Genomic DNA, 19333 nt, shown 5'->3' with positions numbered 1-19333 from the left:
CTCGCTCGACTCCGGGAAGGGAGCGCGTGATGACCACCGATTTCGAGGTTCGCCCCTATCCCTTCGGCGAACCGGTCCGCCTGGACATGCATCCGCTGCTGGCGCGATTGCGACGCGAGGAGCCGGTGGCGCGGATCCGGCTTCCGTACGGCGGGGAAGGCTGGCTGGTCACCCGGTACGACGATGTGCGGCTGGTGCTGGCGGATCCCCGCTTCAGCCGGGCGGCGACGGTCGATCGCGAGGACCTCCCCCGCGCGACACCTGAACCGCCGCGCGGAGATTCGCTGCTCAGCATGGATCCCCCGGAGCACACCCGGCTGCGCAAGCTGGTCGCCAAGGCGTTCACCAGCCGCCGGGTCGAGCAATGGCGCCCGCGCGCACAGCAGATCGTGGACGACCATCTCGACGCCCTCGAAGCGGCCGGGCCGCCCGCGGACATCGTGCGTCAGCTCGCGCTGCCGTTGCCGGTGACGCTGATCTGCGAAATGCTCGGCGTACCCACCGAACACCAGCATCGGTTCCGGGACTTCTCCGACGCGATCCTGTCCACCACCGCCTACACCCGGGCGCAGATCGGGGCCGCGCGCGTCGAGCTGGAAACCTATCTGGCCGAGCTGATCGCCGAGCGGCGCGCCGAACCTGCCGACGACCTGCTGGGCGCGCTGGTCGCCGCCCGCGACAACGACGATCGGCTCAGCGAAACCGAGCTGGTCAACCTGGGTATCGGCCTGCTCGTCGCCGGGCACGAAACCACCGCCAACCAGATCGCCAACTTCACCTACGTCCTGCTCACCGAGCCCGGCCACTGGGAGCTGCTGCGCGACGATCCGGACCTGGTGCCGGGCGCGGTCGAGGAACTGCTGCGCCACGTCCAGCTCGGCTCCGGCGGCGCGTTCGCCCGGATCGCCACCGAGGACGTGACGCTCAGCGGCGTCACGGTCCGGGCGGGCGAGGCGGTGTTCGTCAATACGCAGGCCGCCAACCGCGACGAATCCGTTTTCACCGCCCCCGAAGACCTGGACCTCACCCGGGTCGGCAACCCGCACATGGCTTTCGGTCACGGCGCCCACCACTGCGTCGGCGCGCAGCTGGCCCGCCTCGAACTCCAGGTCGCCGTCGCCGCCCTGCTCCGCAGGTTCCCCGGCCTGCGCCTGGCGGTCCCGCTCGCGGACGTCCCGTGGAAGACCGGCCTGCTCGTCCGCGGGCCGAAAGCCCTTCCGGTGGCCTGGTAACCGCCGCTCAGCGGCGCAGGGTGGCTTCGCGCAGGGCGCTCGTGGCGTTGTCTTTGCCTTGTTTCAGCAACCCCTCGATCGCGCGTTCCAGGGGCGGGGTCGGAGACTTCGGGCCGGCGCGCAGGATGGCGACGCCGAGCAGGCGCTGGTCGGCGAAGCCGCAGACGCCGCGCTCGCCGGAACCGCGGACCTTGACCGGCGGCAACGACACCTGGCTCGGCTTCGCGACCGCGATGAGCATGAATCCGCCGGTGGAGAATCCATCCAGGGTGCCGAGGGACCACTCTTCGAGTCGCCCCTTCGAGGTCACCTTGACGCCGAGGCCGGTCTGCACGCCCGCGTCCGATTCGGAGGGTTTGTCGGCGCGAGCCGGGCCGGGCCAGACGCCGCCGAAGGTCTCGTAGGTCATGATGTTGAGGGCCTGCGTCGGGTCGGTGCCCCGGGTGAAGACGACGAAGTCGGCATGATCGAGTTTGTCCAGCTGGCTGTCCTGCGCTTTCTGGGCTCGGAGAAGCGAGCTCGCGTGTTTACCGTTGTCCTTGTCCTCCAGGAACTTCTGGCATGCGGCCGCGTCTGCCTCCCACTTCAGCGCCCGGGCTTTGGCGAGCCGGAGCAGTTTCTGGTAGGCGTAGGCGATATCGGCTTCGGTGAAGGTGTTGTCGTGGTCCTCGATCGCGACCTGCACGATGGCCGTGAGCAGCTTGTGCAGCGTGCCGGCCGATCCGGTGGGCGGATCGACACGGCCGGCGAGCATCTTCGCCCCCTGCAAGAAGTCTTTCTGAGCGAAGGTTTCGTCCGGTTTGGTGGGATCCGTAAGCACGAGCATGGCTGACTCCAGCGCCGATTCATCAAGGGATACAACTAGTTTGCGCCGGTGCCCGAGCCTGCGAGAGTGCTTTGACAACAGGGCTGAGCGGTCTAGTTTCGTTCCACGCGGACGGTGTGGCGGGCGACGAACGGTTGCTGGAATTCGGTGAAGAGGCGCGCGACCAGTTCCCCGCGGCTGGTGACGCCGACCTTGTCGAAGACGGCCTTCACATGGTCGCGGACGGTGTGCGGGGACAGGTGCAACTGGGCGGCGATGTCGCGGGTCGGGAGGCCGCGGGCGATGAGGTCGAGGACATCGAGTTCGCGACCGGTCAATTCGAAGGCGGCGGTCACCAGGGCCGCGACCTCGGAGGGTTTCGCGGGTTCGATGACGAGTGCGGTCGAGTCGCCGCTGCCTTCGGCGGCGCGCAGGCAGGACGCGTGGCAGACCAGCCAGTGTCCGGTACCGGCGCGGATGCGGATGCGGGCGCTGCCGCCGGTGAGCCGGGCGCGACCGGCGGTGCTGAGAATCCATACCGGCAGCGGGATGTCGATGCCGAGCGGGGTGCTGGTGGTCGGGCCGGGCGGCATCTGGTCGAGCAGATGCCGGGCTTCGTCGTTGAGCGACACCAGGTTTCCACCGGCGTCGAAGAGCAGCATGCCCGGTGCGCGGGGCGTGTCCTCGGGTGTCGGCGTGGCCGCGGACTGCACGAAGGAGCGCAGCCGCTGGGCGAGCGGCGTACCCAATGCCTGGACCAGGGCGAAATCGGCGGCGTCGAAGTCGGCGCGCCCGCGCGCCCGGAACAGGCTGAGCTGACCCCAGGGCTGGCCGTCGACCCGGAAGACGGCGCGCAGTTCGTCCTCGAATCCCCGGGGGCGCATGAAGTTCCGGTAGAGCGGGCTGCGACCCGGGTCGCCCGCGGTCACCGCGCGCAGGCCCGCGACCGGGACCGGGGCTCGGGCCAGGTCGCGGAATCGGTTGACGTGCTCGGCGAGCAATTCCGATTCCCAATAGGTTCCGCAGCCGCCCTCGTGCAGGTTCTCCACGCGCACCGGAGCGGTGGTCAAGCCGTTGATCGGATCGGTCGCCACCCACACCGCGGCATCGAAGGGCGCGAGGCGGCGCAGCCGGGTGGAGGCGTCGGCGAACAGCGTGTGCGGGTCCGGTGCGGTCGCGATGCCGGTCAGCAGGGCCTCGACCGCGTGGCGGGTCGGCGTGGTCATGCTCGCGATCCTGCGCGGTGCGCCGCGTGTCCGCCATCCCTCATATGAGGGGGAACCCGCACGCCGCCCGGCAAATTCCCCCATTCGGGGGATGGGACCGGCGGCCCGAAGCGATGACGCTGGTCGACGCACCACACGGTGCTCGGAAGGAGTTGTCATGCATATCGGAATCGTCGGTGCCGGAGCGGCCGGAGTCGGACTGCTCGATGCCATTGCGGCGGCAGGCGGAAAGCCAGGGCGCATCACCGTGTTCGACGGCTCGCCCGCGGTGTGGCGTGGCCGCCCGTATCAGCCGGACCTCGAGGCGGTGCGGGTGAACGCGCCGCCGATGATCATGTCGATTCGCGCCGGAGACCCGGAGCACTATCAGCGGTGGCTGGCGGCGCGGACCGATGTCGCGGGGTATCGCGACGAGGCGCTGGGCCAGATCCTGGTGCCGCGGGCCCGCTACGGCGACTATCTCGAAGACACCGCGCGGGCCGCGATCGGCGCATTACGCAGTGCCGGTTGGCAGGTGAGTGTCGTCAACGCGCGCGTCACCGGCTTCTCCCACGGTGTCGGCCCGATCCTGCACACCGAGGACGGCGGCCGAGTGCCGGTGGACCGCGCGGTACTGGCGGTCGGCAACGGCCGCCCGCACGACCATTACGGGCTGACCGGCGCACCGGGGTACGTGAACGAGCCTTATCCGCTGGCGCACACACTCGCCGGAATCGCGCCGGACGCGCACGTCGGCGTCATCGGCAGTGGGCTCACCGCCGTCGACATCGCCGCCGCCCTGACGGCGAAGGGGCACACCGGCCCGATCAGCTTCGTATCCCGCAGTGGCACCTTGCCATTCGTGCAAAAAAGCCCGGTCCGGCTGGAGCTGCGGCACCTCACGCCCGACGCGATCCGCACCACCGACGGCCTCACCTTCGACCGTCTCGTCGCCCTCATGCGCGCCGAAATCACGGCACTGGGCCAGGATTTCGACGCTTTCGCCGCCGAGATCCTGGCCACCGAATCCGAATCGCCCGCCGACCGCCTGCGCCGCCAGCTGACCGAGGTCGATTCCCCACTGCACGGAACCCGGCTGCTCGCCATGGCCATCCGTGTGATCGGCCCACTCGCCTGGCCCCTGCTCCCCGAATCCGAACGAAACCTACTGCGGGGAAAGCATTTCCGCACCATCAACAGCCTCAGCTCGCCGATGGTGCCACACAACGCGAGAATCGTGCTGCGCCTGCTGGATTCCGGCCAACTCCACCTACGCCCGGGCGTCACGAAGATCGCGGCCCGCCCCAGCGGCGGCTTCACGATCTCCGACGACACCACCTGGACCACCGACGTAATCCTCAACGCCGTCAATCCCCCCGCCTACACAACACCGGCCGACACCGCCCCCCTGGTCAGCGCGCTGCTGGCCGCGGGCGCCGCCGAACTCCATCCAGCAGGCGGTCTCACGGTCGACCGGCACACCCGCGCCCCACTGGTCCACGGCCGACCCGACCCGACCTGGCATGTCCTGGGCAACCTGGCCGCGGATTCGATGTTCATCGCGACCAACCCACCCGGCCTGGCCGCCGAGGCTCAGCGATTGGCGCACATCCTGTCCGAGGCTTGACCGCCCGGGCGCTGCAGCGGTCTAGCTGACGATCGCGAACAGCACCGCCGCGACCGCGAAACTCACTACCGACAGCACGGTTTCGAGCACCGTCCAGGTCTGCAAGGTCTGCTTCACGGTGAGGTTGAAGTACTTCGCGATGATCCAGAAGCCGCCGTCGTTGACGTGGCTGAGGATGATCGAACCGGCCGCGATCGACATCGCGATCAACGCGATCGACATCTGGGAATAGTCGTGCCCGGCGACCAGCGGCGCGACGATGCCGCCGGTGGTGACGATGGCGACGGTGGCCGAGCCCTGGGCGATCCGCAGACCACAGCTGATGATGTAGGCGAGCACGATCACGGGCAGGCCCGCGGCGGACATGGTGTCGGCCAGGGCGGTGCCGATGCCGGTCGCCGAGATCACCTTGCCGAAGAACGCGCCCGCGCCGACCACCAGCAGCAGCATGCCGACCGGCCGCAGCGATTCCGCGGTCAGCGTGCTGAGCTCCTGCACGCTGGATCCGCGCCGGATGCCGAGCACATAGAACGCGATCAGCACCGCGATCAGCAGGGCGACGGCGGGCGTGCCCAGGAAGGTGAGCACTTGCAGCAGCTGCGAATCCTTGTCCAGCAGCTGGGTTCCGAAGGTGGCGCCCAGGATGAGGATCAGCGGGATCGCGATGATGCCGCCGATCAACCCGACCGACGGCGCCTTGGTCAAGGTGCCGACCGACTCCGGGTCCGTCGCGGTGCCGGGGCCTTCGCCGGTCTTGACGCTCGGCTCCCCGGCCCGCGAACCATCGGCCCGCACCAGGAACTCGTCGGGCACCTCGACGATGACCCGCTTACCGATGTAGGTGCCCCAGACCAGACCCGCGGCGATGAATCCCGGGATACCGCAGACGAATCCGATCAGGATCAGCCAGCCGAGGCTCACGCCGAGCAGACCACCCAGCGCGACCGGACCGGGATGCGGCGGCAGGAACGCGTGCGTCATCGACAGACCGGCCAGCATCGGCATCGCGTAGAGCACCAGCGAGCGCCCGCCGCGCTTGGCGGCGACATAGATCAGCGGGGCCAGCACGAAGATGCCGATATCGAAGAAGACCGGGATGCCGAAGATGAGCCCGAGCAGGCCCATGGCCACCGGAGCGCCCTTCTCGCCGAAGATCTTCAGGAGTTTGCCGGTCAGCACGTCCGCGCCACCGGATTGCTCGAGGATCGCCCCGAGCACGGTCCCGAGTCCGATGATGACCGCGATGTGGCCGAGAATGCCGCCGAAACCGGTCTCCAGCAGTGAATCACCGGCCTTGATCGCGGTGCCGACGATCTTGGACACCGGCAGGCCGGCGGCCAGCGCCAGCCCGAGACCGGTGAGCAGCAGCGCGATGAACGGTTCGAGTTTGACCTTGATGATGGCGAACAGCAGCACGGCGATCGCGAGACCGCAGAGCACCAGAAGCCCCGGGGTGGTAGTGCGAAGCCAGTCGACAGTGGCAGTCATGACCGGGTACCTCTCAATTCATGGATCGAACGAAAGACGCCGCGCGCGTGGCGATGTCGGACCATCGGCCCGCGGCGACGTCGGAAGGGGCAACGACATCGGTGCCGGCGGTGACCGCGACGGCCCCGGCGGCGAGGAATTCCGCGGCGTTGCCCGCGTTGACGCCCCCGGAAGGGATGAGCGCCACGTCGGGGAAGGGGCCGCGCAGATCTTTCAGGTAGCCGGGGCCCAGGGCCCGGGCTGGAAAGATCTTGACCGCGGCGGCCCCCAGATCGAGGGCGGTGAGCACCTCGGTAGGCGTGAAAGCGCCCATGATCACCGGGATGTCGCGGGCTGCCGCGACCGCGGCGACGTCGGCGCGAACACCCGGGGTCACCAGGAATCGCGCGCCGCTGTCGATGGCCGCCTCGGCTTGTGCGCCGTGCAGGACCGTCCCGACGCCGACCACCGCACCCTCGGCCGCGGCGGCCGCGGCCAGGTAGCCGAGCACACCCGGAGTCGTGAAGGTGAGCTCGAGCGCGCGAATCCCGGAGCGCGCCAGCGCTTCCGCGAGGGCGACCGGATCCGGGATCTCGGGCGCGCGGACCACGCTGAGCACACGATCGGCCCGGATGACCGCCATCGCGCCGGTGTCGTTCACACTGTCTCCTTTCGCGCGGCGTTCATCCGCAGCGCCCCGCCGGCGAGCGCGCCGGTCGGTTTCCCGTCCTGGATGACGAACTCGCCGTTGACCAGCACGTGCTGGATGCCGCCCGCCTGCTGCTTCGGGTTCTCGAAGGTCGCGGTGTCGGTGATCGTGGCCGGATCGAACAGCACCAGATCCGCGGCGTAGCCGGGGAAGATGTGGCCGCGATCGCTGAGCCGCAGCCGCGCCGCGGGCCGGCCGGTCAGATGGTTGACGCAGTCCTCGAGCCCGAGCACGCCGAGATCGCGGACATAATGGCCGAGGTAGCGCGGGAACGTCCCCCAGGCGCGCGGGTGCGGCCGATCACCGACGAGCAGTGCGTCGCTGCCGCCCATGTGGCCCGGGTGCGCCATGATCGCGCGCACGTTCTCCTCGTGACCCACGTGCTGCAGGATGGTGGTGGCCAGCTGGTCGCGGCGCAGCAGATCGAAGAACACGTCGACCGGCGGCGTGCCGTCCTCGGCCGCGATCTGCTCGACCGTCTTGCCGACACAGTGATCCAGCGCCGAGTTCGCGACGCCGCTGATCTGGATGGTCTCCCATTCCACGATGACGCCGTGACAGCCGTCGGAGCCGTGCACGTTCACGTCCAACGCGATCCGCGCCCGCTGCTCCGGATCGTCGAGGCGTTCCAGCGCGGCGTCGGGACCGCCGGACATCGCCCAGCTCGGCAGCAGCGCCGACAAGGTGGTCGAACCGGGCAGATACGGATAGGTGTCCAGGGTGATGTCGCAGCCCTCGGCGCGGGCGGCGTCGATGAGCGCCAGGAATTCCGGCGCGCGACCGCGGTTCACACCGAAGTTCATGGTGGCGTGGGTGAGATGCAGGGCGCAGCCGGTGCCGCGCGCCAGCTCGATCATCTCGGCGTACGCCTCGAGCGCGCCCTTGCCGTAGGAGCGGGTGTGCGGCGCGAAGTATCCGCCATACTCGGCGACCACCTCGCACAGCGCCGCCAATTCGCCGGTGTCGGCGTACATTCCGGGCGTGTAGGTGAGTCCGCTGGACATGCCGACCGCGCCCTCGCTGAGCCCCTGGGCGAGCAGTTCCCGCATCCGGCGGATCTCCGGCAGCGTCGCCGGGCGCTGTTCGCTCCCGACCACCAGCAGCCGCAGCGTGCCCTGCGGCACCAGGTAGGCGGCGTTCGGGGTGATGCCCTGATCCAGCCGGTCCAGGTATTGCCCGACGCTGCGCCAGGAGAAGTCCAGCTCCACCGGATTCCCGTTCCAGCCCGCGATCTGGCGGCGCAGCACCGCGAGGCTCGGGTCGTCGATCGGGGCGTAGGACAGCCCGTCCTGGCCGATCACCTCGGTGGTGATGCCCTGGCTGACCTTCGGGAAGTGCCCCGGATCGGTGAGCAGATGCAGATCCGAGTGGGCGTGCATGTCGATGAAGCCGGGCGCGAGCACCGCGCCGGGCGCGGTCGCCGCGACGGGTGCGCCGCCGGTGTACGCGCCGGGCGCGGCGATCCGGCCGATGCGCCCGCGCTCGATGAGGACATCACCGCGGTACCGGGGCGCGCCCGTGCCGTCGATGATGTCGATGTCTCGAAATACCAAGTCGGTCATGTCGCCTGCTCGTCAGAAGAAGGTGTGCAAGAGGTCGACGACGCGCGGGTGTGCCGCGTCCGCGTCGTCGATCACCGGGATGAGGCGCCACTTGTCGAAGGCGGTGCACGGATGCGACAAGCCCAGCCGCACCACCGTGCCGACGGGCAGATCGCCGGCCACGCCGCCCGGGAGCCGGAGGAAAGTGTGCTGATCGTTGAGCGCCGACACCGTCGCCGCGCCCGCGAGCCGCTGCGGGACCGGTAGACCTTCGTCGAAGGGCAGGTCGCGCTTGCCGGCGTCCAGGAGGGCGAGTTCGGGTTCCGGGCGGGAGACGGTGCGCGCCCACCCGTGCATGGCCGACCGCAGCGGACGGTCGGTACGGGTGGCGGCCAGCGGCGAGATACCGGCGTAGAAGCCGTCGTCGTGGATGATGTACGCGCCCGACCGCAGCACGACGGTGGTCGGAACGCCTTGTGCGCCTTGCTCGTCTGCGAGCCCGGCAAGGCGCTCGACCACCAGGTCCGGATAGGCGCTGCCACCCGCGGTGACGATCGCGCCGCCGGAATAGGCTCCGGCGGTGGCGAGTTCGCGGTGCAGGCGGGCCACCTGGTCGAGATACCCGCGCACCGCGGCCAGACCTGCCGCCGAACGGTCGTGGGCGAGCGCGCCCTCGTAACCGCCGACGCCGGCCAGGATCAGCCGGTCGGAGCGCCCGATCGCGGCGGCGACGGCGTGCGCCTGCTCGAGCGTGCGGGCGCCGGTACGGCCATGTGGCCCACCGAGTTCCACGATCACCCGGATGCGCGCCGCCGCCGGCGCCGCGCGCAGGTGCTCGTCCATCACCGCGACCGTCTGCACGCTGTCGGCCCAGCAGAGGAACTCGAAGGCCGGGTCCTGCGCGGATTCCGCGGCGACCCACCGCAATCCGACGGGATCGACCAGCGCGTTGGCCAGCATCACACGGCCCACACCGAAGGATCGAGCGACCTGCGCCTGCCAGATGGTGGCGAAGGTCAGGCCCCAGCTGCCCGCGGCGAGCTGGCGCGCCCACAGCTGCGGCGACATCGTGGTCTTCCCGTGCGGCGCCAGCCGCACACCGGCCGCGGCGGCCCAGTCGGCCAGTACCGCGACGTTCGACGCGACCGCCGCCCGATCGATGGTCAGCAGCGGGGTCTCGAAGGCGTCGAGCCGCGGTTCGGAATCCAGGAACTGCCGGACCGTGCGGCCCCAGGCCGCGGGCGGGAGACCTTTGTGCTCGGGGCCGAGCGTCCGATCGTCCAGTGCGGCAACGGCTTTCTCATCGATCACCCTGTCGCTCCTTCCCGCGGATTTCAGGTCCGCAACTTATGCAGTCTATGCATTGCATATTTTGCAACGCTTGTTGCGCATCGTGTTTGGTGTGGTTATTCTGCACAGGATGGCCGGTGGCCGCAAGGGCAGAAGGGAGATTGCAGTGACGTGGCCTACTACGTCGCCCCGCCCGAGGGCAGTGACTATCGGGGAGGGGCTCGCCGTTCTGGTGGCGCGCCCCGGACCGCTCGAGGAGTCGGAGACCTTCGAACGGACGGCAGGCGGCGCGGAAGCGAACGTGGCGACGGTGCTCACGCAACTCGGCGTCGACGCCACGTGGCTCTCCCGGGTCGGCGACGACGGCTTCGGCCGTTATCTGACCGGGCACCTCGCGGCCCGCGGCGTCGACGTCTCCGCGGTCGTCACCGACCCCGGCAGACCTACCGCGGTCTATGTGAAAGAACGGGGCAGCGGCTCGGGCCGGGCCACCGATCTCGCCGCGCGCGACAGCCGAATGCTGTACTACCGCACCGGTTCCGCGGCCAGCGCGCTGTCCACGGCCGATATCGCGGCCCCCGCCGCGGCCGCACTGCTGACGCGGTGTCAGCTCGTGCATTTCACCGGAATCACCACCGCGCTCTCGGAATCCGCGACCGGCCTCACCGAAGCGGTGCTCGCGCTCCCCCGGCGCGGCCGGCTGGTCAGCTTCGACCTGAACTTCCGTCCGGCCCTCTGGGCCGGGCGCACCGAGCAAGCCGCCGAAATCCTGGCCCGCCACGTGCGCGGCTCCGACGTGGTCTTTCTCGGGGCCGACGAAGCCGGGGCGGTGTTCGGCACCGAGGACGCCGACCGGCTGCGGGCGCTGTTCCCCGAACCCGGCCATCTGATCGTCAAGAACAACGAGCACTCGGTCACCGGTTTCTCCGGCACGGAGCGGGTCGAAATGCCCGCGCTCGCCCTCGAGGTCACCGAGCGGATCGGCGCGGGCGACGCCTTCGCCGGCGGCTATCTCGCGGCGCTGCTGCACGGGCGACCGCTCGGCCAGCGCCTGCGGTTCGGGCATCTGTGTGCCGCGGCGGCGCTGACCGGAACCGGCGACGTGGCCGAGCTGCCCGCGCCGGAAAGGCTTGCGGCCCTTGCCTCCAGCACCGAGTCCGAGTGGGCCCGGGTGCGCTACGCCGACGCGGTGCTGACCGAGAATATGGCGCTATGAGCCAGAGTCTGTTGCGCGCGTTGACAATCCTGATCTCCCTCGGCGACGACGGGCGATCACTGGATCAGCTGGCGGGCGAGCTCGGCGTGCACAAGTCGACGGTGTTGCGGCTGTTGCAGACCATGGAATCGCAGCGCTTCGTCACCCACGACGACGACCACCGCTACGTGCTCGGCTCCCGGCTGTTCGAACTGGCCAATCAGGCGCTGGAGCAGCGGGATGTCCGCACGCTCGCGCGCCCGCATCTGAGCGCGCTGAATTCCGCGACCGGGCAGACGATCCACCTCGCCACCTATGAGGCGGGCGAGGCGATCTACATCGACAAGTTCGACGCGATCCAGAGTGTGCGGATGTACTCCAGGATCGGGCGGCCCGCGCCGCTGCACTGCACGGCCGTCGGCAAGGTGCTCGTCTGCGCGCTGCCGCGCGCGGAATGGCGGGCGGTCGCCGAACGGATCGACTACCGCAAGTTCACCGAGCGCACCATTCGAACCCCGGAGCAGTACCTGGCGGAGCTGGAACTCGTTGCCGCCCAGGGCTATGCCGAAGACCACGAGGAACACGAAACCTTCGTCAACTGCATCGGCGTCCCGGTGCGCAACGGCACCGGCGCGGTCGTGGCCGCGGTGTCGATGTCGGTGCCGGACATGCTGCTCGACCACGATCAGGTACTGGCCCGGCTACCCCAGGTCCGGGCCGCCGCCGACGCCGTTTCCACCGAACTCGGCTGGACCCCCGGCCGCCAACCCACCCCGAAAGGCTGACCATGAGCGCGAAGATCGCCGTCCGCACCACCGACGCCCCCGCCCCGGCCCACACCTTCTCCCAGGGCGTGCGCAAGGGCCCGTTCGTCCAGGTTTCCGGGCAGGGCCCGGTCGACCCCGCCACCAGCGAGTACCTCTACCCCGGCGACGTCGCGGCCCAGACCACCCGGACCCTGCAGAACGTCAAGGCGATCATCGACGCCAGCGGCGCCACCTTCGACGACGTGGTCATGCTGCGCGTCTACCTCACCAAGCGTGAAGATTTCGCCATCATGAACGAGGCGTACGGCGCATTCGTCACCGCCCACACCACCGGCGACGTATTGCCCAGCCGCACTACGGTTTTCACCGGACTGCCGCGCGAAGAGATGCTCGTCGAGATCGACGCCATCGCGATCGTCGCCGAATAGGCCCTAGAGCGGCGGATATTCGCGGCAGTCCGCCGGTAGCGTGTCGCTGTCGCGCGGCGAACGGGCGCGCCGAACGAGGGTCACCAGCAGGATCAGCGTCGTGATGATCAGCACGTGTGCGGTGAACAGCACCAGCATCGGCAGGGCGAAACCCTCGTTGGTGAGCGCGCCGCGCTCGCCCACGCAATACAGGGTGTAGTTGGTCGAGGTCCCTTCCGAGTCGTGGAAGGTGTCCGAGACGACGAACGGCTCGGGTGTGGTCGCCGAACAGAACAGGGGCGCGGTGAGTTTCGCTTCGCCGGGCCAGAGGGCGACCGGCACGAGCGTACTGAAGAATCCGGCGCTGACCCCGGTCGACACCGCGGTCACCAGCAAGCGGGGCATCGGCTACACCTGCCGCATTCGAAGGAACGCGCCGGTGTGGTCGAACTCGGCGATCATTTCCGACCGCGGCGACAGCACGTTCGCGACGATCCGGAGGTCGCGGCCGAACCGGCTCACCACGAGAACAGTGACCTGCCCATCGGGTAGTCCACTCCGGGCCAGCGCCGTGTCGACGACGTCCTCGATCCGGGCGAGCCCGGGCACCGCGCTGACCACGAAGTTCTCGCCGTCGAGATCGTCGAGCGCCGAAACCCGCACCGGCCGTGGCGCACTCAGGTCCCCGAGGGTGAACGAATAGTCATCGAGCTGGCGACCTCGATCCGGCGGCCGCACCCGCAAGCGCGCGGTGGGTTCCCGCGCCGTCAACTCATCCCCCGCCGCCAGGAACCTGGTCACCTGGTCCGGCTGATCGTCCAGCACCAGCCGGAACTGCGCCGAATTCGGCGCGGTCAGCATGATCAGGTTCACCTCCAGATCGGCCGCGCCGACCCGCGCCGCTACCGCCGCGACCGCGTCCCGCGGCAACGCACTCACCAAGCCGCCGCCCCGGGCTCGCACCTGGTCCTCGAAATCCGACCGGTCCACAGCGCCGACGCATCCGCTGGAACCCGCGACCACGACCAGGCAACCGAGGACTCGAAACCACTTGCCGGGGCGCACATCCCGAATGCTAGCGCCCGGTCCCGGAATCCGCCGGTTCGTGACCGGTCCCGGATCGAGCGGCCGGTCGCAGCGTGTGGACCACGGCGGATGTCGCGGTGGCGGCGATGGCGTCGACCCACTCCGGGATGGGGGCCGCGGCGGCGATGTATTCGCGGACCAGGCCGTACGGGATGGCCTTGATGGCGGCGGTCGCTATCGCCATGTGGTGGTCGTCGGCACTGCCGAACTCCGCGAGGACCGCGGCGCGCAGGGCGGCGTTCATGTGATCGTTGACGGTGGCGATCTCGGCGCGCAGCTCCTCGGGACCCACCTCGAGCAGTTCGTCGCGGCGGAACATCTTCATGGCACGCGCTTCGGTGGGGTGCTCGCGGCAGTACCGCGTGAGATAGGTGGCGGCGGCGAGCAGCGGGTCCGGGCCGGCGAGGGCGGCGATCAGTCCGACGTGGAACCGGCGGATCGAGCGGAGCCACAGGCGGGCGAGCAGTTCCTCGCGGGAGGCGAAGCGGACGTAGATCGAGCCGGTGTGGATGCCCGAGGCGGCACTGATCGCGGCGATGGCCGGGCGGGTGGTCGCCGGATCGGCGAGCAGGTCGCGGGCCGCGTCCAGGATCTGATCGTCGGTGAATCGCCGGGGTCTTGCCACGCGGGATAGCTTAGGGCAAGGTTTATGAATATGGATTCAAAAACTCGCTTCCCCTGGACGGGCGCGTTGCTCGCTTTCATCGGATCGGCGCACACCGCGCTCGGCGTCGCGGTGTGGGCAGGCGGCAAGGAGACCGGCGAACTCGCCTTCTGGTTCACCGCGTTCGGAGTCGCCGCCCTGTGTTTCGGCGTCGCCGTCATCGATGTGGAGCGCGCACGCGGCTATGTACCCGCGCCGATCCTCCTCGCGATCGCCGTTCTCGTCGCGTTCGGTCTCGCGTTCGAACCGGTGTCCGGGTTTCTCACGGTCCTGGTACCGCTGGCCGTCGGGATCGGCGGGTGGGCGCGGCACCGCCGCGGCGGTGAAGTGCGCAGCGGGTCCCTGCTACCTAGCATGCAGTCATGACCGAAGTGGACAGCTTGCCGGACAACGCGCCCGTCGCGCCGCAAGCGGAAGGTATCGGCTGCTTCCGCTCCGTCGCCGGGCGGACGCGCTTCACCGAGGCATACCGTGCCGGTATGCAGACACTGCCATCGCCCGCGGAAATCCGGACGGTGACAACGGCATTCGGGACCACCACGGCGTACCGGTTCGGCCCGCCGGACCCGGAGCCGATCCTGTTGTTGTCGGGCCGGCAGGCCTCGACCCCGATGTGGCGCGCCAACCTAGCCACGCTGTGCGAGATCCGCACCGTGTGGTCGATCGACAGTATCGGCGAGCCGGGCGCTTCGGCACAGACCGCGGCGATGCGCGGGCCGCGTGATCAGGCGGCCTGGGTCGATGAGGCGATCGCCCAGCTCGGCGTCGAGCGGATGCACCTGTTCGGCGTCAGCATCGGCGGCTGGCTGGCCGCGCAGTGCGCGATCCACCGGCCGGAGCGGCTGGCCTCGGTGATCCTGCTGGATCCGGCGGTGACGTTCGCGCCGATCACCTGGAAGATGATCGTGGTGTCCCTGGGCAGCGTGCTGCCCGGCATGCCGCGGCCGGTCCGGAATTGGCTGCTGAGCTGGATTTCCGGCGGGGTGAAAGTCGATGAATCCATGCCCGAAGCGCGCCTGATCGCCTCGGGCATGCGCGATTTCGCGCAGCATCAGCCCCAGCCCGAGCTGCTGACGGACGCGGAGATATCCGCGCTCAGCACACCGATGCTGGTGATCATCGCGGGCGCGAGCATCATTCACAATCCGGAGCGGGCGGCCGAGCGGGCGCGCATGATCCCGGCAGCGCAGGTCGAAGTCTGGGCCGGTCGCTCCCACGCGATCAATGGCGAGGCGCCGGAGGCCCTGGCCGCCCGGACCGCCGAGTTCCTGAAATCCCTGTGAACTAGCCGACGGCCGCGGAGTCGCGCTGCTCGGCGATCCGGCGGCCGATCGCGTCCCACGACTCGGGCGGTGCGCCGGCGGGCGCGGCGAAGAACACGAAGGTGGCTTCGCGCATGACCTTTCGCTTGCGCGCGACCGTCGACTTGTGCGGCTCGGCGGACGCGTAGGCGTAGATCGCGGCCTTGTCGGTCCACGCCGAGTAGGTCCAGAAGGTGCCGGTCAGCAGGTCGGCTTTCAACGCGACGCCCAGCGCACCCGGCGCCCGGCGGGCTTGCAGCCACAGCCGCAAGGAGGCGATCAGGAAGCCCGGCGCGTTGCGCACCGAGTTGACCTCGAGCCGTGAGGCCATGCACTGGACCTCGGACGTACTGGGAGCGGCGAGTGTTTTCCAGGGAAGCGTAGGCATGGCTCCATGTTCCACAATGGAATATAACTTGTCAACGGCAAGATTGGCTGTGGGCTACTTCAGCACGTTGATCGCGCGCGCCACCACCAGGGCGGCGAGCACCAGGGAGATAGCGGACTGGACCAGCATCGCGGCCTTCGCCCAGCGCGACATCGGCATGACGTCGGTCGGGCTGAAGGCGGCGGCGTTGGTGAAGGCGAGGTAGAAGTAGTCCATGAATTCCGGTTCCCAGTCCCGGCTGGCCAGGTGCGGGCTCTGCATCTGAACGAACAGGAAATCCGGGAGCGGTTCCCGAGCGTGCGCGCGGGCGGCCGGGCCGCCGCGGTCGAATTCCCAGTACCCCAGAGCGAAGACGACCACATTGGTCAGCCAGACCGCCAGGCCGGAGCCGAGCAGTTTCATCGGCTCGTCGCTGAGCGTGCCGTCGATCAGTCCACGAACCAGCAACGCCACCGACCAGATCGTCGCGAGGCCGAGCAGTCCGGTGAGCCCGAGACTCACCGCGCGCAACCAGGTCTCCTCGCGGTTGATGCGCACCGGATTCGCGACGAGCAGGACGACCAGCAGCAGCGCCTCGACCGCGGGCCAGGCCCAGGTGGGCTGCGGCCGGAACTCCGCAGGCAGCACCACCTGCAACACCACCATCCCGACCACCGCCCCGGTCGCCGCCAACCGCGATTCCCCAGCGGTTCGCTTCCGCCAGGCCGGCACCGCACCAGCGTCCGTCACGACGCACAGTATTACCCGCCGACCTGCCATTTCGACGGAAGGAGCCGTCGGCCCGAGCGCCGCGAGGTATGCGGATCGTTATGCTGACGGCGTGTTGCTGGGGCGTGCGAGTGAGCGGACCGCGATCGATGGGCTGCTGGCCGACGCGGTGGCGGGCACGAGTCGTTCGCTGGTGCTGCGCGGCGAGGCGGGGATCGGGAAATCGGCGCTGGTCGACTACGCGGCGGCGACGACCGGTATGCGGGTGGTGCGCGGGGTCGGCGTCGAGTCCGAGGCCGAGTTGCCTTTCGGAGCACTGCATCTGCTGCTGTATCCGTATCTGGACCGGGTCGGCGGGTTGCCCGCGCCGCAGGCAGAAGCGTTGCGGGCGGCGTTCGGGCAGATCGAGGGGCCGGAGGCGAACCGGTTCCTGGTCGGCGCGGCGACGCTGACCCTGCTGGCCGAATTGGCCGCCGAGACACCGACTCTGGTGCTGATCGATGACGCGCAGTGGCTGGATCGCAGTTCCTCGGACGCGCTGTTGTTCGCGGCACGGCGATTTCACGCCGATCCGATCGCCGTGCTGTTCGCGGTCCGGGAGACCGCGCTGCCCTTCGCCACGCCCGGTCTGGACACCTTGCGGCTGGGTGGGTTGCCGCGCGCGGCCGCGGCGGAGTTGCTCGATGCTCGCGCGCCGGGGCTGACCGTGCCCGGGCGGGAACGAGTGCTGAGCGAATCCGCCGGAAATCCGCTGGCGCTCATCGAATTGGGGACGAGCCGGCGCGCCGCCGAGCGCGCGGGGCACACCGACCCCGGGCACGAGGTCGGGCCGCTGCCGGTGGCCCGCCGGGTGCAGGACAGCTTCCGCGCGCAGATCGCCGAACTGCCCACGGGCACAAGCACTCTGCTCCTGCTCGCGGCGGCCGACACCGGGGCGGGGATCGAGACGATCCTGCGCGCGGCGGCCGCGTTCGGTCTCACGGCCGCCGATCTCGAACCCGCCGAGCACGCCGACCTGGTCAGCATGTCCACCGACCGCCTGACCTTCCGCCACCCGCTGATCCGTGCCGCCGCCTACCAGCAGGCCGCCCATCATCAGCGCATCGCGGTGCACCAGGCCTTCGCTCAGGCGCTGACCAGCCCCGAGGACGCCGACCGGCGGGCCTGGCATCTCGCCGCGGCCACCGCCGACCCGGACGAGCAGGTCGCCGCGGAACTGGAGGACGCGGCGCGGCGCGCGCAGCATCGCGGCGGTGCGATGGCGGTCTCGGCGGCCTACGATCGGGCCGGACGGCTCAGCGTCGACCCCGCACAGCGCGCCCGGCGATTGCTGCTGGCGGCGCGCGCCGCCTATGACGCGGGGCGACCGGACCGCGCCACCCGGCTCGCCACCGAAGCCGCCGCGCGCACCGACGACAACGGAATCATCGCCGACGCCACACATATCCGGGCCCAGGTCGAGTACGAGCGCACCTCACCGGCGGCGGACGCCACCCTCGCGCTGGCCGCCGCCGAACTGGTGGTCGACTGCGATCCCGAGCGCGCGGTGTTCATTCTCACCGAGGCCGTGTGCTGCGCCCGCGACGCGGCTCGGCCCGACCTGCTCGCGCCGGGAGTCCGGCAGTTCGAATCCCTGCGCCTGCCGCAGGATTCACCACTTCGTCCGCACGTCGCCGGCCAGATCGCCTGGGCCGATTTCCTGGCTGGCCGGCCCGAGGCGGCGGTCGCGGCGATGGCAGCCCAGATCAGGGCCGCGCGCATTGGCCCGGCGGACTACCTCCATGAGGTGGTCGCGGCTTTCAACGGCGTGATGCTGGCCGACGACGCCGCCACGGCCGCGGTCATGGCCACCGCCGTCGATCGAGCCCGCGCCACCGGGGCGGTGGCGTGGATCCCGTACACCTTGGAGTTCGTGGCTCTCGCGCAGCTGTTGAGCGGGAAATTCCTGGCGGCGGAAACCTCGGTGGCGGAAGCTGTTTCGCTGGGTCTCGAGCTCGGCATGGACACCGAGGTCGCGGTGTTGCGGGCCATCACGGTGTGGTCGGCGGCCGTCACCGGGGATGAACGGCGGTCGCGCGCGCTCGCCGCGGAGATCGGTCCGTTCCTGTCCGAGCGCCATCCGACCCACGGCGCGCTCGTCTCCTGGGGACTGGCGGTCGGCGAACTGGCCGCGGGCCGATTCCAGACCGCGCTGGACCTGCTCGACGAGGTGTGCACCGGTCCGGCGGCGCACGACTTCTTGATCCGCGCCGTTCCCGATCACGTCGAAGCCGCGCTTCGCGGTCAGCGCCCCGAACGCGCGGGCGCTCACCTGGCCGCGTTCGAGAATTGGGCACACCATGTCCGAAATCCGTTGGCGACCGCGCTGGCTCAGCGCTGCCGTGCGCTGCTGGCCGCCGCGGACGACGCGGCCGAGGAACACTACGCCGCCGCACTGCGCCACCACGACAAGCACGGCGGCGCCTACGACCAGGCCCGGACCCAGTTGCTTTTCGGCGAATGGCTGCGGCGACGCCGCCGCCGCGCGGAGGCGCGCACCCAATTGGTTTCGGCGGCAGCCGCTTTCGACCGTACGGGCGCGCGGGTCTGGGCGGACCGCGCCCGCATCGAGCTGGCAGCGCTCGGCGAGCCGCAGACCACCCAGCCCAGCGATCCGCTGAAACTCCTGACGCCGCAAGAGATTCAGGTGGTGCGGCTGGCGGCGACGGGGCACAGCAACAAGGAGATCGGCGCGCGGCTGTTCCTGAGCCCGCGCACCGTGGGCCACCATCTCTACAAGGCGTATCCGAAACTCGGCGTCACGCGGCGCGCGGAGCTCGCTCAGCTCGGTCTGTGAGCCGGGGATGACCTATCCGGCGCTGTCTTTCGCAGCAGAACACCGGTCATCCGACTGATGCGGGCGCCGCGACCGGCGCCATAACTTTCTCCTACCAGCACATCG

Annotated in this window: 19 protein-coding genes; 8 read left to right on the top strand and 11 right to left on the bottom strand. The window is 69.9% G+C overall.

Annotated features, from left to right (window positions below):
- The first annotated feature begins 29 nt into the window (after positions 1-29).
- Positions 30-1232 (top strand): cytochrome P450, encoded by a 1203-nt coding sequence (locus AB0M14_RS31315; protein WP_365001427.1) that lies wholly within the window; start codon positions 30-32, stop codon positions 1230-1232.
- Between the two features lie 7 nt (positions 1233-1239).
- Here the strand turns inward: AB0M14_RS31315 and AB0M14_RS31310 are convergent, their stop codons facing one another.
- Positions 1240-2058 (bottom strand): hypothetical protein, encoded by an 819-nt coding sequence (locus AB0M14_RS31310; RefSeq protein WP_365001424.1) that lies wholly within the window; start codon positions 2056-2058, stop codon positions 1240-1242.
- Positions 2059-2150: 92 nt separating this feature from the next.
- Positions 2151-3263, bottom strand: a complete 1113-nt coding sequence (locus tag AB0M14_RS31305) for a helix-turn-helix transcriptional regulator (protein WP_365001422.1) — start codon at positions 3261-3263, stop codon at positions 2151-2153.
- A gap of 157 nt (positions 3264-3420) precedes the next feature.
- On the opposite strand from AB0M14_RS31305, the gene AB0M14_RS31300 reads away from it, so the two are divergent.
- Entirely contained in the window at positions 3421-4869 is a 1449-nt protein-coding gene (locus tag AB0M14_RS31300) for an FAD/NAD(P)-binding protein (protein WP_365001419.1), read from the top strand.
- Between the two features lie 21 nt (positions 4870-4890).
- Here the strand turns inward: AB0M14_RS31300 and AB0M14_RS31295 are convergent, their stop codons facing one another.
- From AB0M14_RS31295 to AB0M14_RS31280, 4 genes are read right to left on the bottom strand one after another with little or no spacing between them, the layout of a single operon-like run.
- Positions 4891-6357, bottom strand: a complete 1467-nt coding sequence (locus AB0M14_RS31295; protein ID WP_365001416.1) for a gluconate:H+ symporter — start codon at positions 6355-6357, stop codon at positions 4891-4893.
- A 13-nt stretch (positions 6358-6370) separates the two neighbouring features.
- On the bottom strand, positions 6371-6979 hold the full coding sequence (locus AB0M14_RS31290; protein ID WP_365002029.1) for a bifunctional 4-hydroxy-2-oxoglutarate aldolase/2-dehydro-3-deoxy-phosphogluconate aldolase: 609 nt from the start codon (positions 6977-6979) through the stop codon (positions 6371-6373).
- A 14-nt stretch (positions 6980-6993) separates the two neighbouring features.
- Positions 6994-8607, bottom strand: a complete 1614-nt coding sequence (locus tag AB0M14_RS31285; RefSeq protein ID WP_365001413.1) for a D-aminoacylase — start codon at positions 8605-8607, stop codon at positions 6994-6996.
- Between the two features lie 12 nt (positions 8608-8619).
- Entirely contained in the window at positions 8620-9897 is a 1278-nt protein-coding gene (locus AB0M14_RS31280; RefSeq protein WP_365001411.1) for an amino acid deaminase, read from the bottom strand.
- A gap of 181 nt (positions 9898-10078) precedes the next feature.
- Here AB0M14_RS31280 and AB0M14_RS31275 point away from each other — a divergent pair, with 181 nt between their 5' ends.
- From AB0M14_RS31275 to AB0M14_RS31265, 3 genes are read left to right on the top strand one after another with little or no spacing between them, the layout of a single operon-like run.
- Positions 10079-11092, top strand: coding sequence for a sugar kinase (locus tag AB0M14_RS31275; protein ID WP_365001409.1), 1014 nt, complete (start codon positions 10079-10081; stop codon positions 11090-11092).
- The gene (locus tag AB0M14_RS31270; protein WP_365001406.1) at positions 11089-11856 is read left to right on the top strand and encodes an IclR family transcriptional regulator; all 768 of its coding nucleotides are present in this window, start codon (positions 11089-11091) and stop codon (positions 11854-11856) included. Before AB0M14_RS31275 ends, AB0M14_RS31270 begins: the two co-directional genes overlap by 4 nt.
- A 2-nt stretch (positions 11857-11858) precedes the next feature.
- Positions 11859-12266: a RidA family protein gene (locus AB0M14_RS31265; protein ID WP_365001403.1), complete on the top strand. Its 408-nt coding sequence runs from the start codon at positions 11859-11861 to the stop codon at positions 12264-12266.
- A gap of 3 nt (positions 12267-12269) precedes the next feature.
- Here the strand turns inward: AB0M14_RS31265 and AB0M14_RS31260 are convergent, their stop codons facing one another.
- The 3 genes from AB0M14_RS31260 to AB0M14_RS31250 are packed head-to-tail and all read right to left on the bottom strand — an operon-like array spanning position 12270 to position 13956.
- Complete coding sequence (locus AB0M14_RS31260; RefSeq protein WP_365001400.1) at positions 12270-12650, bottom strand: hypothetical protein; 381 nt, start codon at positions 12648-12650, stop codon at positions 12270-12272.
- 3 nt (positions 12651-12653) lie between these two features.
- Positions 12654-13310 carry a hypothetical protein gene (locus tag AB0M14_RS31255; RefSeq protein WP_365001398.1) on the bottom strand — a complete coding sequence of 219 codons (657 nt, stop codon included), beginning with the start codon at positions 13308-13310 and terminating at the stop codon, positions 12654-12656.
- A 10-nt stretch (positions 13311-13320) separates the two neighbouring features.
- The gene (locus tag AB0M14_RS31250) at positions 13321-13956 is read right to left on the bottom strand and encodes a TetR/AcrR family transcriptional regulator (RefSeq protein WP_365001395.1); all 636 of its coding nucleotides are present in this window, start codon (positions 13954-13956) and stop codon (positions 13321-13323) included.
- A gap of 30 nt (positions 13957-13986) precedes the next feature.
- Between AB0M14_RS31250 and AB0M14_RS31245 the strand changes: the two genes are divergently transcribed.
- On the top strand, positions 13987-14361 hold the full coding sequence (locus tag AB0M14_RS31245) for a DUF6463 family protein (RefSeq protein ID WP_365001392.1): 375 nt from the start codon (positions 13987-13989) through the stop codon (positions 14359-14361).
- Complete coding sequence (locus AB0M14_RS31240) at positions 14358-15278, top strand: alpha/beta hydrolase (protein WP_365001389.1); 921 nt, start codon at positions 14358-14360, stop codon at positions 15276-15278. Before AB0M14_RS31245 ends, AB0M14_RS31240 begins: the two co-directional genes overlap by 4 nt.
- A gap of 1 nt (position 15279) precedes the next feature.
- Here the strand turns inward: AB0M14_RS31240 and AB0M14_RS31235 are convergent, their stop codons facing one another.
- Both AB0M14_RS31235 and AB0M14_RS31230 read right to left on the bottom strand, forming a co-directional pair.
- On the bottom strand, positions 15280-15627 hold the full coding sequence (locus AB0M14_RS31235; protein WP_365001386.1) for a hypothetical protein: 348 nt from the start codon (positions 15625-15627) through the stop codon (positions 15280-15282).
- A gap of 111 nt (positions 15628-15738) precedes the next feature.
- Positions 15739-16413, bottom strand: a complete 675-nt coding sequence (locus AB0M14_RS31230; protein WP_365001384.1) for a hypothetical protein — start codon at positions 16411-16413, stop codon at positions 15739-15741.
- A 91-nt stretch (positions 16414-16504) separates the two neighbouring features.
- Between AB0M14_RS31230 and AB0M14_RS31225 the strand changes: the two genes are divergently transcribed.
- Positions 16505-19228, top strand: coding sequence for a LuxR family transcriptional regulator (locus tag AB0M14_RS31225; protein ID WP_365001381.1), 2724 nt, complete (start codon positions 16505-16507; stop codon positions 19226-19228).
- Positions 19229-19333: the final 105 nt, after the last annotated feature.

The organism is Nocardia sp. NPDC051832, from assembly GCF_040681285.1.
Classification (GTDB): Bacteria; Actinomycetota; Actinomycetes; order Mycobacteriales; family Mycobacteriaceae; genus Nocardia.
The sequence above is the reverse complement of the archived record's forward strand: the minus strand, read 5'-3'. Positions and strand labels throughout refer to the sequence as shown.